This is a genomic window from Pseudomonas cichorii (assembly GCF_015471405.1).
GTDB lineage: Bacteria > Pseudomonadota > Gammaproteobacteria > Pseudomonadales > Pseudomonadaceae > Aquipseudomonas > Aquipseudomonas serbiensis.
Window position 1 is genome coordinate 283,559 of record NZ_BLVZ01000003.1, and the last position, 13,434, is coordinate 296,992.

General features: G+C 57.6%; 12 protein-coding genes. 9 read left to right on the forward strand and 3 right to left on the reverse strand.

What is annotated here, in order from left to right:
- Positions 1–135: 135 nt before the first annotated feature.
- Together JL015_RS05240 and JL015_RS05245 are read right to left on the reverse strand one after the other, a co-directional pair.
- Positions 136–846 carry a FadR/GntR family transcriptional regulator gene (locus JL015_RS05240; protein ID WP_025259616.1) on the reverse strand — a complete coding sequence of 237 codons (711 nt, stop codon included), beginning with the start codon at positions 844–846 and terminating at the stop codon, positions 136–138.
- A gap of 37 nt (positions 847–883) precedes the next feature.
- Positions 884–1,192 (reverse strand): hypothetical protein, encoded by a 309-nt coding sequence (locus JL015_RS05245; RefSeq protein ID WP_201017712.1) that lies wholly within the window; start codon positions 1,190–1,192, stop codon positions 884–886.
- 158 nt (positions 1,193–1,350) lie between these two features.
- On the opposite strand from JL015_RS05245, the gene JL015_RS05250 reads away from it, so the two are divergent.
- The 4 genes from JL015_RS05250 to JL015_RS05265 all read left to right on the forward strand — a co-directional run bounded on the left by JL015_RS05250 (position 1,351) and on the right by JL015_RS05265 (position 5,844).
- Positions 1,351–2,676 (forward strand): MFS transporter, encoded by a 1,326-nt coding sequence (locus JL015_RS05250; protein WP_201003353.1) that lies wholly within the window; start codon positions 1,351–1,353, stop codon positions 2,674–2,676.
- 37 nt (positions 2,677–2,713) lie between these two features.
- The gene (gene gudD / locus JL015_RS05255) at positions 2,714–4,066 is read left to right on the forward strand and encodes a glucarate dehydratase (RefSeq protein ID WP_201017713.1); all 1,353 of its coding nucleotides are present in this window, start codon (positions 2,714–2,716) and stop codon (positions 4,064–4,066) included.
- Positions 4,067–4,200: 134 nt separating this feature from the next.
- Positions 4,201–4,854 (forward strand): DUF1345 domain-containing protein, encoded by a 654-nt coding sequence (locus JL015_RS05260; RefSeq protein WP_201003097.1) that lies wholly within the window; start codon positions 4,201–4,203, stop codon positions 4,852–4,854.
- A gap of 33 nt (positions 4,855–4,887) precedes the next feature.
- Positions 4,888–5,844: a D-2-hydroxyacid dehydrogenase family protein gene (locus tag JL015_RS05265; RefSeq protein ID WP_201017714.1), complete on the forward strand. Its 957-nt coding sequence runs from the start codon at positions 4,888–4,890 to the stop codon at positions 5,842–5,844.
- Positions 5,845–5,889: 45 nt separating this feature from the next.
- Here JL015_RS05265 and JL015_RS05270 read toward each other — a convergent pair whose 3' ends face one another.
- A complete protein-coding gene (locus JL015_RS05270) occupies positions 5,890–8,016 on the reverse strand; it encodes a TonB-dependent siderophore receptor (RefSeq protein ID WP_201017715.1) in 2,127 nt (708 codons plus the stop codon).
- Positions 8,017–8,211: 195 nt separating this feature from the next.
- Between JL015_RS05270 and pncA the strand changes: the two genes are divergently transcribed.
- The 5 genes from pncA to JL015_RS05295 all read left to right on the forward strand — a co-directional run bounded on the left by pncA (position 8,212) and on the right by JL015_RS05295 (position 13,413).
- Positions 8,212–8,877: a bifunctional nicotinamidase/pyrazinamidase gene (gene pncA, locus JL015_RS05275; RefSeq protein ID WP_201017716.1), complete on the forward strand. Its 666-nt coding sequence runs from the start codon at positions 8,212–8,214 to the stop codon at positions 8,875–8,877.
- Between the two features lie 87 nt (positions 8,878–8,964).
- Positions 8,965–9,879, forward strand: coding sequence for a formate/nitrite transporter family protein (locus tag JL015_RS05280; RefSeq protein WP_201017717.1), 915 nt, complete (start codon positions 8,965–8,967; stop codon positions 9,877–9,879).
- Positions 9,880–9,990: 111 nt separating this feature from the next.
- The gene (locus tag JL015_RS05285; RefSeq protein ID WP_201017718.1) at positions 9,991–10,674 is read left to right on the forward strand and encodes a response regulator transcription factor; all 684 of its coding nucleotides are present in this window, start codon (positions 9,991–9,993) and stop codon (positions 10,672–10,674) included.
- Positions 10,652–12,049: a sensor histidine kinase gene (locus JL015_RS05290; protein ID WP_201017719.1), complete on the forward strand. Its 1,398-nt coding sequence runs from the start codon at positions 10,652–10,654 to the stop codon at positions 12,047–12,049. The genes JL015_RS05285 and JL015_RS05290 overlap by 23 nt, the downstream gene beginning before the upstream one ends.
- Positions 12,050–12,543: 494 nt before the next feature.
- Positions 12,544–13,413 (forward strand): alpha/beta fold hydrolase, encoded by an 870-nt coding sequence (locus JL015_RS05295; protein WP_201003112.1) that lies wholly within the window; start codon positions 12,544–12,546, stop codon positions 13,411–13,413.
- Positions 13,414–13,434 lie beyond the last annotated feature (21 nt).

Sequence of the window (13,434 nt, forward strand, 5' to 3'; positions counted from 1 at the left end):
TTTTGGATTTATTGAAGTCTGGAGTGTGCCTGCAAGTTTGGTGCTTGTCTGTAGCCCAAGGCGGACGGCGCAGGAGCGAGTTCATTCGCGAAATGCCTCGTCTTCGAGAATGAGCGGAGCGCCGCCCGATTGCTCCTACAGCGGGACCAGGCGTTCGCGACTGTTGCTCAGGTGAGTCCACATTGCAGCCCTTGCTGCATCGGGGTCTTTACGGCGAATGGCACTGAGCAGGGCTTCATGTTCGAGGTTGGCCAGATAGCCGTGAGGAGCCATGCTGGCACCGGCGCGTTCGCTTGAGGCGATGCGTGTGCGGGGAATGATCGCGCTGCCCAGGTGCTGCATGATTTCAATGAAATACGGGTTGCCTGTCGCTTCGGCGATCAGCATGTGGAAACGCTTGTCGGCTTCTACACAACTGTCTTCGTTGGCCAGCAGATCCTGATAGTCATCCAGCGCCTGACGCATCGCCGCCAGTTGCTCATCGGTACGACGTAGCGCAGCCAGTGCCACCGCCTGGGTTTCCAGACCGATGCGCAGCTCGATGATGTCCCGCACCCTGGAAACCGTTTCAACCTTGAGCCGCAGCCCGGTCTGGTCGCTGCGCTCCAGCACGAAAGTGCCGACGCCATGATGAGTCACGACCAGCCCGGACGCCTGCAACTTGGAAATCGCTTCACGCACCACGGTGCGACTGACGCCATGCTCACGAACGATCTCGTTCTCGGACGGCAGTTTCTGGCCGGGAGCAATCTTGCCCAGCAGAATCCGCTGGCTGAGTTCTGTGACCAGATCGGTGGCCAGGCTGTGTTGACGACGCTTTGAGGAAGCGATGCTGGGTTCTTGCATGGCGATCATGTCCTGAAACACCGGGTTTCTGACCTTCTCACTTGTCTGAAACAACAAGCGCGAGGTCGGCGATGGGCCGGATCATAACACCGGATAGCACCTGAGATGCCCATTCGCCAAGGCATCGGCACTTGTCTAACTTGTCAGACAAGTAATCATATCCTTGAAAATACCGCCTTTTGCGCCACCTGATTTTTTTGTGCGGCCTACCCACCGAAACCGCTTCATCAACACCTGCCACGACACAATCAAAAACCCCGTAAAAAGCCATAAAACCCAACAAATAAAGGGTATAAATCGATAAAAACCCTGACACATTCAACTCTTCAACCAAGACATCACTCATTCCATAAACGAAAAAAATGACTCAGACCAAGCGACGAGGGGGCTTGCGCAACACACTTTTACTTGTATGATGACCGACAATGCAAGGGACACATCTTGCAAAGACCCGCATAAAAACAACGAGTGGGAGATTCAACCTTGAGCACATCCAATCCCGGGATAGCTGACCACAAGGATCCGGTCCTGAGTTCGGCCATATCCAAAGTCAAGCGCCACGTCCTGCCGCTTTTCGTCATCATGTTTATCGTCAACTACATCGACCGGGTGAACATCGGCTTCGTGCGTTCGCACATGGAGCATGATCTGGGCATTGGTGCTGCGGCCTATGGCCTGGGTGCCGGCCTGTTCTTCATCGGTTATGCGTTGTTCGAGGTACCGTCCAACCTGCTGCTGCAAAAAGTCGGCGCCCGAATCTGGCTGACACGCATCATGTTCACCTGGGGCATCGTCGCCTCCTGCATGGCGTTCATCCAGAACGAAACCCACTTCTATATCCTGCGTTTCCTGCTGGGCGTGGCCGAAGCCGGCTTCTTCCCGGGCGTGATCTACTACTTCACGCGCTGGTTGCCGGGAGCCGAACGCGGCAAGGCCATTGCCATCTTCCTCAGCGGCTCGGCCATTGCTTCGCTGATTGCCGGCCCGCTGTCAGGCCTGCTGTTGCAGATCAGTGGCCTGGGCATGAAAGGCTGGCAGTGGATGTACTTCATCGAAGGCATGTTCTCGGTAGGGCTGTGCTTCTTTGTCTGGTTCTGGCTGGATTCCAAGCCTCACGACGCCAAGTGGCTGACCCGTGAAGAACAGGACGCCCTGGTCAAGGCCATCGACGACGAGCAACTGGCTCGCGAAGCGGCAACCCCCATCAAGCCGTCGCTGGGCAAGCTGCTCAAGGACAGCCAGATCATTCTGTTCTGCCTGATCTACTTCTTCATCCAGTTGACCATTTATGCAGCGACCTTCTGGCTGCCCAGCATCATCAAGAAAATGGGTGACCTGAGCGATATCCAGGTCGGCTTCTTCAACTCGATCCCATGGTTGCTGTCGATCATCGGCATGTACGCCTTCGCTTCACTGTCGGCCAAATGGAAAAACCAGCAGGCCTGGGTTGCCGCCGCCCTGCTGATCGCAGCCGCGGGGATGTTCCTGTCCACCACCGGCAGCCCGATCTTTGCCTTTGTCGCCATCTGCTTCGCTGCACTGGGCTTCAAGTCGGCATCGTCACTGTTCTGGCCAATCCCGCAAGCCTATCTGGATGCTCGGATCGCTGCGGCAGTCATCGCCCTGATCAACTCGGTGGGCAACCTGGGCGGCTTCGTGGCACCCACCACCTTCGGCATCCTTGAGCAGAACACAGGCTCGATTCAAGGCGGACTCTATGGCCTGACGGCAACTTCGATCATTGCCGCGATCATCGTCTTTGCCGCCCGCAACAAGCCCAAGCCTGGCGCCACACCGGTTGCCGCCGTCCAGACATCGACCAGCCATTGATCACTCGCCCGGACGAGCATTTTTACAGGATCAGACCATGAACACTCAGAACGTACATACCGCCAGCAAAACCCCGGTCATCACCAGCCTGCAGGTCGTGCCGGTGGCCGGTCACGACGACATGCTGCTCAACCTCAGCGGCGCGCATGGCCCGTACTTCACCCGCAATATCGTGATTCTCAAGGACAACGCCGGTAATACAGGCGTTGGCGAAGTACCCGGCGGCGAGCGCATTCGCCAGACACTGGAGGACGCCCGCTCTCTGGTGGTCGGCAGCAGCATCGGCACTTATCAGAAGATTCTCAACAATGTGCGCCAGGCATTTGCCGAACGCGATTCGGGAGGCCGCGGCCAGCAGACCTTCGACCTGCGCATTACCATTCACGCCGTCACGGCACTGGAGGCCGCGCTGCTGGACTTGCTCGGCCAGCATCTGGAAGTACCGGTTGCCGCCCTGCTGGGCGAAGGTCAGCAACGCGATGCCGTGGAAATGCTCGGTTACCTGTTTTATGTCGGCGACCAGCACCAGACCAACCTGCCCTACCGCAGTGAAGCGGATGCCGATAACGACTGGTTCCGGGTCCGTCACGAGAAAGCACTGACTCCCGAAGCCGTGGTGCGCCTTGCAGAAGCCGCTCACAGCCGTTATGGCTTCCAGGACTTCAAGCTCAAGGGCGGCGTATTGCGCGGTGACGAGGAAATCGAAGCCGTGACCGCGCTGGCCGAGCGCTTCCCCGATGCGCGCATCACCCTGGACCCGAACGGGGCCTGGTCATTGAAAGAAGCGATTCGTCTGTGCCGCGACCAGCATCATGTGCTGGCCTATGCCGAAGACCCGTGCGGTGCTGAAAACGGCTTCTCCGGTCGTGAAGTCATGGCCGAGTTCCGCCGCGCCACGGGCCTGAAGACCGCCACCAACATGATCGCCACCGACTGGCGTGAAATGGGCCATGCGATCCAGTTGCAGTCCGTCGACATTCCGCTGGCCGACCCGCACTTCTGGACCATGCAAGGTTCGGTGCGCGTGGCCCAGATGTGCAACGAGTGGGGCCTGACCTGGGGCTCGCACTCCAACAACCACTTTGATATTTCACTGGCGATGTTCACCCATGTGGCTGCCGCTGCACCGGGCGATATCACCGCCATCGACACCCACTGGATCTGGCAGGACGGCCAGCGCTTGACCAAAGAGCCATTGCAGATCATCGGTGGCCATGTGCAGGTTCCGAAAAAACCGGGGCTGGGTATCGAGCTGGATGTGGACCAGCTCAACAAGGCTCACGAACTCTACAAAGGCATGGGCCTGGGCGCACGCAACGACGCAGTTGCCATGCAGTTCCTGATTCCGAACTGGGAGTTCAACAACAAGCAGCCTTGCCTGGTGCGCTGACCCCGTTATACCTGATCAACAGTCTTGCCCTCTCTACTCATGGCAACCGGCGCGTAACCCCCTTACGCGCCGTTTTTTTTGCCCGGATCATGACGTGCTATGGTGTGTGCAACATTTTGTCGCGACTGACCGTCATGTTGCATATCGCTCGTACTCACCCACGCCTGAGCCTGGCTACGCTACTGGGCCTGACTGGCGGCATCGCTTCAGTCTTCCTCTATCCTCACGCCACCTTTACCAGCAATTGCCTGACCGGCTGGAACCTCGGCGTGTGGCTTTACCTGATCCTGATCTTCACTCACACCCTGCGCAGCAACGCCGAAGACGTCCAAAGAATCGCCATGATCGAGGACGAGAATGCCGGCGTGATCCTGATGACCGTGAGCATTGCAGCCCTGGCCAGTCTGGCGGCCATTTTCCTCGAACTGGCTGGCAGCAAGGACATGACCAGCAACCAGCGCCTGCTGCATTACGCCTTTACCGGCATGACCATCGTGGGTTCCTGGCTGATGATCGGGGTGGTCTTCAGCCTGCATTACGCCCGCCTGTTCTATACATGGAAAGGCAAGGAGCCAGCCCTGCGCTTTGCCGATGGCGAAACCAGGCCCGATTACTGGGACTTCCTGTATTTTTCCTTCACCCTGAGCGTCGCCGTGCAAACCTCGGATGTAGGCGTAGCCAGCCGGAACATGCGCAGGATCGTCCTGGCCCAGAGCCTGATCGGCTTTGTGTTCAATACCGCGATCCTTGGGTTTTCCATCAACATCGCTGCCAGCCTGTTTGGCTGACAAACTGAAAAACCAGGCCACTGGAGCCCCCGAATGACAAAAACAACCATTGCAGTGCTCGATGACTGGCAAGACGTTGCTCGCGACGTTGTGGACTGGTCAGTGCTGGCGCCCATCGGCGAAGTGAGTTTTCTTCATGACTTCCCGGCCGACACCGCAACCATGGTGCAGCGCCTGCAGGGTTTCGAGATCATTTGCGTAATGCGCGAACGCACCTTGTTCGATGAAGCCCTGCTCAGCCAGTTGCCACGCCTCAAGCTGCTGGTGACCGGCGGCATGCGCAACGCCGCCATTGATATCAAGGCTGCGAAACGGCTGGGGATCGAAGTCTGCGGCACCGAAAGCTACAAGCATGCCGCACCGGAGCTGACCTGGGCGCTGATCATGGGCATCACCCGCAATCTGGTCGCGGAAGCCAATTCATTGCGCGAAGGCAAATGGCAAGTCGGCCTGGGCAGCGATCTGCATGGCAAGACATTGGGGATTCTGGGGCTGGGCAGCATCGGCAAGTGGATTGCCCGTTACGGGCAGGCATTCGGTATGAACGTCATAGCCTGGAGCCAGAACCTGACAGCCGAGGCAGCCGCCGAGTCGGGTGTCACTTATGTGAGCAAGCAGGAATTGTTCGAGCAGGCCGACGTGCTGTCCGTGCATCTGGTGCTCAGCGACCGCAGTCGTGGGCTGGTGGATGCACAAGCCTTGGCCTGGATGAAGCCAAGTGCCTATATCGTCAACTCGTCGCGCGGCCCCATCATCGATGAAGCGGCGCTGATTGCAACTCTGCAAGAACGCAGGATTGCCGGTGCGGCGCTGGACGTCTTCGATATCGAGCCATTGCTGGCCGAACATCCGTTCCGCAGGCTGGACAACGTATTGGCGACCCCGCATATCGGTTATGTCACCGAAAACAACTACCGGACCTTCTTCAGTCAGATGATTGAAGATATCCAGGCCTGGCATGCGGGCTCGCCAATTCGAGTGTTTGCCTGACGTAAAGGGAAGCCTTCGCGAGCAGGCTCGCGAAGACTTCATGCCTTACAAGCTGTAGGAAATACCGGCCTGCACAGTGCGCGGTGCGCCTGGGTAAGCGAAGGCATTGCCCCAAGCCCCTTCTTCAAACTCCTTGTTGAAGAGGTTTTTCACATCAAGATTCAGCTTCACACGATCGTTGACCTTGTAGTAGCTGAGCAGGTCGAAAACCGTGTAGCTGTCCATATCAAACGACTCGTTGACCGTCCGCCCTTCACGCTGAGCCACATAACGACCACCGGCACCAACACCCAGGCCTTTGAAGAAGCCGTCCTGGAACTCATAGACGTTCAACAGGCTGAAGCTCTGCTCCGGGATATTCGCCAGACGAGTGCCTTTTCTGAGCGAGTTGTCCTTGGTGACTTCGGCATCCACGTAGGCATAGTTACCCATCAGACGCCACTCGGGAGTCAGGTTGCCGACCACGTTCAGGTCGAAACCTCGGCTACGCACCTCACCCGCTGCAACACTGAAGTTCGGATCAACCGGATCGCTGGTCAGGACGTTTTTCTTGTCGATCTGATAGACAGCGGCATCGACGTTCAACTGACGATCAAGCGCCTGCCACTTCACACCAACTTCATAGGACTTGCCTTCTTCAGCCTTGAAACCACCGCCCAGGCGACTCGCACCGGTGTTTGGTTTGAAGGAACGCGCCGTGTTGGCGTAGACCGCGACCGTGTCGGTCAGGTCGTAGACCAGGCCCAGACGAGGAGTGACCGCGTTGTCGGCCTTGGTGAAGTCTTCGGTATCGGAGACATAAGAATCATAGTCGTGCTCGAAACGCTCGAAGCGGGCACCGGCCAGCAATTTCAAACGCTCGGTCAGCGCAACCTGATCCTGCAGGAACGCGGCGTAGGTCTTGAGGTTTTCCTTGTCATGGGTCGTGGTGCGGGTCAACGCCGGACGTGCCTGACCGTAGACCGGGTCGTAGATATCGATGGTGTAGACGTTCGCACCTGCCGCGGAGCGCTGGATGATGGACTTGTAGTCATAATCCTCATATTCCACGCCAGCCAACAGTGTGTGGTCGAAGCCACCGGCAGTGAAGTTGCCCGTCACGTTGAACTGCAGGTCGCGGTCGGTCCACTCCAGCTTGCGATAGTTGTAGTTACGCCCCAGGGTACGTCCATCGGCCCCCATGCCATTGGCCTCGACTGCATCGCCCTGCATGGTGCCATCAAGCAGTTGGAAACCACCGCCCAGCTTCCAGTTGTCGTTGAGGTCATGCTCGAAACGCACCTGCGCCATGCTGGTGTCGGTGTGCAGCTTGCCCGCGTCCTTTTCGCCGAAGAACGAGTCACGCGAAGCCGTGCGCGTCTGGTTGGTATAGCGTGTCAGACCACGGTCGAGGGGCGCATTGTTGCGCATGAAATCACCCTCGAAGATGATGCGGGTCGCGTCGTTGACCTGCCAGCTCAAGACCGGCGCAATACCGTAACGCTCGGTTTCAACGTGATCGCGGAAGGTATCGCCACCCTCGCCCACCACGTTCAGGCGATAGGCAAAGCGGCCTTCGTCATCCAGCGGGCCGGTAGCATCGAGAGTGCCGCGCTTCATGCCCTGATCGTTGATCTGGGTGCCCAGGGTAACGGCTCTTTCCGCCAGCGGCTGCTTGGACACCACGTTGAAAGTACCGCCGGGATCGCCACGGCCATACAGTGTGGTCGCCGGGCCGCGCAGAACTTCAAGACGCTCGATGGTGTTGGCATCGGGCATGCTCGGATAGCCGCGGTTGATCGGGAAGCCATTGCGGTAGAACTCACCGGTGGTAAAACCACGCACGGTGAAGGTCGTCAGTCCCTGCGCGCCGAAGTTGTTGGCACGGCCCACGCCACCGGCGTAGTCGAGCGCATCCTGCAGGCGTATCGCGCCGATGTCTTCCACCGCTTCGCGGGTGACAACGCTGACCGACTGCGGCGTTTCGTGCAAAGAGGTGTCAGTACGAGTGGCACTGGCAGAACGGGTCGCACGATAGCCCTGGACCGGGCCTGTCGCTTGCTCGGTGTCGGCAGCGCCCTGGATGTCGATATTCTGCAACTCGATCGACGCTTTATCGGCAGTAACCGGATCAGCCCAGGCAGCCTGGCTGATGGCTTGAATGACGCAGAGAGAAACTAAAGTACGACGCATGAACGTGTATATCCCCGATGAAAACCAGGCCTTCATAGGACCCGGCAGGTTTTTTTGCGCGAATAGTACAGATTCTCATTAGTACTTGATACAAATTGCTAATAAATAAAAATGGACAGCAGCGCACCTTTCGCAAAGGCAGCGGGAAAGAGGCAAACTGTCGGCCTGCACACGTCCGATCAGGAGCCACCCCAAATGCCACTTTCCCAACTGCCCGCTGCTCCCAACTGCGCCCTGCTGGTCATCGACATGCAATATGACTTCATGCCCGGCGGCCGACTGGCAGTACCCGACGGCGAGGCAGTTCTGCCCTTGATCAACCGACTGGGCGAACGCTTCACACGGGTGATCCTCACGCAGGACTGGCACCCGGCCGGTCATATTTCCTTTGCCTCCAGCCATCCGGGCTGCACGCCTTTCGAGAGCATCACCCTGCCCTACGGCCCTCAGACGTTATGGCCGGATCATTGCGTGCAAGGCAGCCAGGGATCGCAATTGCATGCCGACCTGAACCTGCCGCATGCGCAGTTGATCGTGCGCAAGGGCTTCAATGCGCACATCGACAGTTACTCCGCATTCATGGAAGCGGATCGCAGCACCACGACCGGGCTGGCCGGTTACCTGAAGGAGCGCGGCATCGACACGCTGTTCGTGGTCGGCCTGGCGCTGGATTTCTGCGTTTCGTGGTCGGCGCAGGACGCCCGCAAGGCAGGCTTCACCACCTATGTGATCGAGGACGCCTGCCGCGCCATCGATATGAACGGGTCGCTGGAAAATGCCTGGCAGGCGATGCTGGCGAGCGGGGTAAATCGGGTGCAGAGCAATGTGTTTCTGGAGCGTGCAAGCGGCCTTCGCGAATGAATTCGCCCCTACCTGGAAACAGGCGAACGAACGACCGCTGGTCCGTGTCTGAACCAACAGCCCCTCATGCGCAGGAAGTTGAGTTCCATGGACCAGTCCCCAGACGGCAAGACCCCAGGCTTGTCAGCCGAAGAACAACGCGAAATCGATGAAAACCAGCCGCCTCGTGCGGCGGTCCTGCATGAAACCATTCGCATCCAGGGCGACCATGAACTTGAGCGCAGTGCTGCGGCCCTGTGGTGGTCGGCGTTTGCGGCAGGCCTGACCATGGGGCTGTCGCTGATGGCCATGGGGCTTTTCAAGTCGCGGCTGGCGGATGTGGAAGCCAGCCATGTCATCGCCAGCCTCGGTTATTCGGCAGGCTTTCTGGCCGTGATCCTCGCTCGCCAGCAACTGTTCACGGAAAACACCCTTACCGCCGTACTGCCGGTCATGAGCAAGCTGACCCTTGGCAATGTCGCCAGACTGCTGCGGCTATGGACCATCGTCCTGGCGGGTAATCTGGCCGGTACCTTGCTGGTGGCCTACGTGATGCTGCATTTGCCGATTTTCGATGGCAAAACCGATCAGGCGTTTCTGGAGATCGGGCGCAAGATCATGGAAAACGACGTCAATCAGATGTTCTCCAAAGGCATCGTCTCCGGCTGGATGATTGCGACCATGGTCTGGATGATCGCCTCCATGGAGAACGCTAAGATAGCCATCATTGTGATGATCACTTACCTGATGGCCCTGGGTGATTTCACCCATATCGTCGTCGGCTCCGCAGAAGTCTCCTATCTGGTATTTGCAGGCGAAATTGCCTGGAAAGATTTCTGGCTGGTCTTCGCCGGCCCTACCCTGGCCGGCAATATCATCGGCGGCAGTTTCATTTTCGGACTGCTCAGCCATGCGCAGATCCGCAGTGAAAAGGACACGACGGCCAAATGGGAACGTGATCGCAAGAAACGCCAGGCCGAAGCCCTGGCCCGCAAAGAACAAAAGCGTACTGAAAGTACGTAGCCCGGCAACAGCAGATAACGACAATTGAAAGCTTCTTAAACTTTTATTCAGCAAACACCCGGGCATTAATAGGCAAACTACGGTTTTCCCGTATTTATTCAGGCAAAGATCATGACCAGAATCCTGGCAATCGAAGACGATGCTGTCACCGCAAGGGAAATCGTTGCGGAACTCAGCAGCCATGGCCTTGAAGTGGACTGGGTGGATAACGGTCGTGACGGATTCGCGCGGGCCGCGAGCGGCGACTATGACCTCATCACGCTGGATCGCATGCTGCCGGAAATGGACGGTCTGAGTATCGTCACCAACCTGCGCGCCCAGGGGATTGCCACCCCGATCCTGATGATCAGCGCGCTGTCGGATGTGGACGAGCGCGTGCGCGGCCTGCGGGCCGGGGGCGATGACTACCTGCCAAAACCTTTCGCCTCCGATGAAATGGCAGCGCGGGTCGAAGTATTGCTGCGCCGCAGCAATCCTGTGGCGGCAGCCAAGACCGTGTTGCAGGTCGCAGACCTTGAATTGAACCTGATCAGCCGTGAAGCCTGCCGGGGCGGCAAGCCGCTCACCCTGCTGCCTACCGAATACAAACTGCTGGAGTTTCTCATGCGCAACAGCGGGCAGATCATCACCCGCATGATGATTTTCCAGGAAGTCTGGGGTTATCACTTCGATCCGGGCACCAACCTGATCGATGTGCATATCGGCCGCCTGCGCAAGAAGATCGACCCGCCCGGCAACATACCGCTGATCCAGACTGTTCGGGGCTCCGGCTATGTCATTGCCGAACCCGTCTAAGGGCTGGCGTTCTTCAAGCAGCCGCCTGCTGGCGCTGTACAGTTTTCTGTTCGTGACCTGGAGCGGCATTCTGCTGGGCGTGCTGTATTGGGAGGTTACGTCCTATCTGGGCAACCTCGCCCGCCATTCGCTGATGCAGCGCCAGCAGTTGTTTGCCCGCTTTGAAGGCCATGAACTGGTGGATGCGCTGGCCACCAGCATGACCTTCGACATGCGCTCCGTGGATGCCTACGGCCTGTTCGATGCCAATCTGCAACCGCTGGCCGGGCCGATCCGGCAAATCCCCCCGAGCCTGCCGCTCGATGGCAGCATCCATCAACTGAGCAATTGCGTCGAATCCAATGACCCGGAACTGCCTAGCGACAGTTGCGATGCCATCGCGACGGAAACTCCCGATGGCCGCTGGCTGGTACTGGTACGTGACAACGGTTCCTTGTTCGCTGTCTCGACCCTGATCCTCAAGGCCCTGCTGTGGGGCATTTCCCTGACCATCATCCCCGGCGTGGCCGGCTGGCATTTACTGCGCCGCCGCCCTTTGCGCCGCATCCGCGCCATACAGGCCAGCGCGGAGTCGATCATTGCCGGCGACATGTCGGGACGCCTGCCGGTGTCCAACAAACGTGACGAACTGGACATGCTGGCAGTAATCGTCAACGCCATGCTCGACCGCATCGAAAAACTGATGAACGAGGTCAAGGGCGTCTGCGACAACATCGCCCATGACTTGCGCACCCCGCTGACCCGCATGCGCGCCCAGCTTTACCGCATCCAGCAGCAATCGGCGGACGATTCACCGCAAGCGGCTCAGATGGCGCAGGTAATTGCCGAAGCCGATACGCTGATGGCGCGTTTTCGCGGACTTTTACGTATTTCGGAAATAGAGGATCACCAAAGACGTTCGGCATTCGTTGAGCTGGATCTGCGTCCGCTCTTGCAGGAACTTCACGACTTTTACCTGCCACTTGCCGAAGAAGACGAGGTGTTACTGATTCTGCAACTCAATGAGCCATTACCGACGCTGGTCGGTGATCGGGCCTTGCTGTTTGAAGCTCTGGCCAACTTGCTGAGCAATGCAATCAAGTTCACACCGCCCGGCGGCACTGTCCTGATCAGCGCCTACAGCAAAGGCGTCGGCAACAGCCCTTGTATCGAGGTTCAGGACTCCGGCCCGGGTATCCCGCCCTCTGAACGTGAAGCGGTCTTCCAGCGCTTCTATCGTTGCGAAGACAACAACCAGCAAGGCGGCTTCGGCCTTGGCCTGTCGGTGGTTGCCGCCATCGTCAACCTGCACGGCTTCAACTTGCAGATCGGCACAAGCCAGTACGGAGGAGCCAGCATCGTACTGGAGTGCCAACACGTTAATACCCTGGTATAAAGCAGGGCCTTCCCTCTATAAAAGCCGTACCGTGCCTGCATTTTGACGAAGATAAAGGCTCTAACCCGCGGCTAAAGACACTTCGCTGTAAATCTGGCGCACGCTGGCAAGCGCTAATTTGTAACAAATAATTTCAAAAAGTGACTTTGTTGGACCGATTCAGCAAGCACAAGTTCCACCCCATAGATGAGTTTTTCACGCTCGATAAGCTGCTTTTCACCGAATAATATCCCTTTGACATCACTCCCCGTGCTTCGTCCCTGAAAAGGGGGACCACAGCGCATTGACATTTTTATGGCGTCATCCACTTGTCGTTCTGGTGTGCTGTGCGTTATCAATAGCCACCGTGATTCACGTTCTTACCACACCGCACTACATAACAATAAAAACTCAATGGATTTCGCCACTAACCAGGCGAGGCTTTGGCATGGCCGCTAGAGCAGAGAAAACCGTATCAATTAGTAGGATCGACTTAGCCTGGGAGGCTTCTATTTATGGGCGCGCAATCAAAGATCGTAAGCGTTGGAGAGTTCAAGCTCTACACCGAAACCTATTGGAAAAGCAGTGCTGCAAAGACCATTCTGCTGATTAATGGTGCACTGTCCACCACCGGTTCTTTTGGCCAGACGGTCAAGTATCTACAACCGCACTACAACCTCGTTTTATTCGACCTGCCGTTTGCAGGGCAGTCCCGTGAGCACAACCGCGACGACCTGATCGTGACCAAGGAAGATGAGGTCAAGATCCTTCTTCAGCTCATCGATCGTTTCCAGGTCAATTACCTGCTTTCGGTTTCCTGGGGCGGTGTATCGGCGCTGCTGGCACTGGCCGAATCGCCACCGACTGTAGAAAAGGCGCTCATTTCCTCCTTCTCCCCGGTGCTGAACGAGCCAATGCTCGACTACATCGACAAGGCACAGATCTATCTGGCTGCCCGCGAAAAACGGAAAATCGGCTCCCTGCTCAACGATACCGTTGGCAAGTACCTGCCGCGCCTGTTCAAGCTTTATAACTACAAGCACCTGATCAGCCTTGCCGAGCACGAATACAAGCAGATCGACTTCCATATCAGCCAGATCCGCAAACTGAGCGCCAGCAACTATGTCGAGCGCTTTTCCTCGATCAAGATCCCGGTGCTGTTCATCAACGGCGACAAAGATGAATACACCACGGTCGAAGATGCCCGTAGTTTTTCAAACTACATCGCCCAGAGCAGCTTCAAGGTAGTCCCCGATACCGGGCACTTCCTGGACCTGGAGAGCAAGGCAGCCTGGCTGGCATCGCAAAAGAACGTGCTGGAGTTTTTCGGCACCGAGGAAACCAGCAGCCAGCACGTATGGCCTGACGCAACCGCTATTGCCTGAAACACCCGTGAAACGGTGATT

Bases quoted from the DNA above. Each gene is read 5' to 3' on its own strand.
- JL015_RS05295 (WP_201003112.1), top strand. From the start codon at position 12,544: ATGGGCGCGCAATCAAAGATCGTAAGCGTTGGAGAGTTCAAGCTCTAC.
- JL015_RS05270 (WP_201017715.1), bottom strand. From the start codon at position 8,016: ATGCGTCGTACTTTAGTTTCTCTCTGCGTCATTCAAGCCATCAGCCAG.
- JL015_RS05290 (WP_201017719.1), top strand. From the start codon at position 10,652: ATGTCATTGCCGAACCCGTCTAAGGGCTGGCGTTCTTCAAGCAGCCGC.
- JL015_RS05285 (WP_201017718.1), top strand. From the start codon at position 9,991: ATGACCAGAATCCTGGCAATCGAAGACGATGCTGTCACCGCAAGGGAA.
- pncA (WP_201017716.1), top strand. From the start codon at position 8,212: ATGCCACTTTCCCAACTGCCCGCTGCTCCCAACTGCGCCCTGCTGGTC.
- JL015_RS05260 (WP_201003097.1), top strand. From the start codon at position 4,201: ATGTTGCATATCGCTCGTACTCACCCACGCCTGAGCCTGGCTACGCTA.
- gudD (WP_201017713.1), top strand. From the start codon at position 2,714: ATGAACACTCAGAACGTACATACCGCCAGCAAAACCCCGGTCATCACC.
- JL015_RS05245 (WP_201017712.1), bottom strand. From the start codon at position 1,192: ATGAGTGATGTCTTGGTTGAAGAGTTGAATGTGTCAGGGTTTTTATCG.
- JL015_RS05240 (WP_025259616.1), bottom strand. From the start codon at position 846: ATGCAAGAACCCAGCATCGCTTCCTCAAAGCGTCGTCAACACAGCCTG.
- JL015_RS05280 (WP_201017717.1), top strand. From the start codon at position 8,965: ATGGACCAGTCCCCAGACGGCAAGACCCCAGGCTTGTCAGCCGAAGAA.
- JL015_RS05265 (WP_201017714.1), top strand. From the start codon at position 4,888: ATGACAAAAACAACCATTGCAGTGCTCGATGACTGGCAAGACGTTGCT.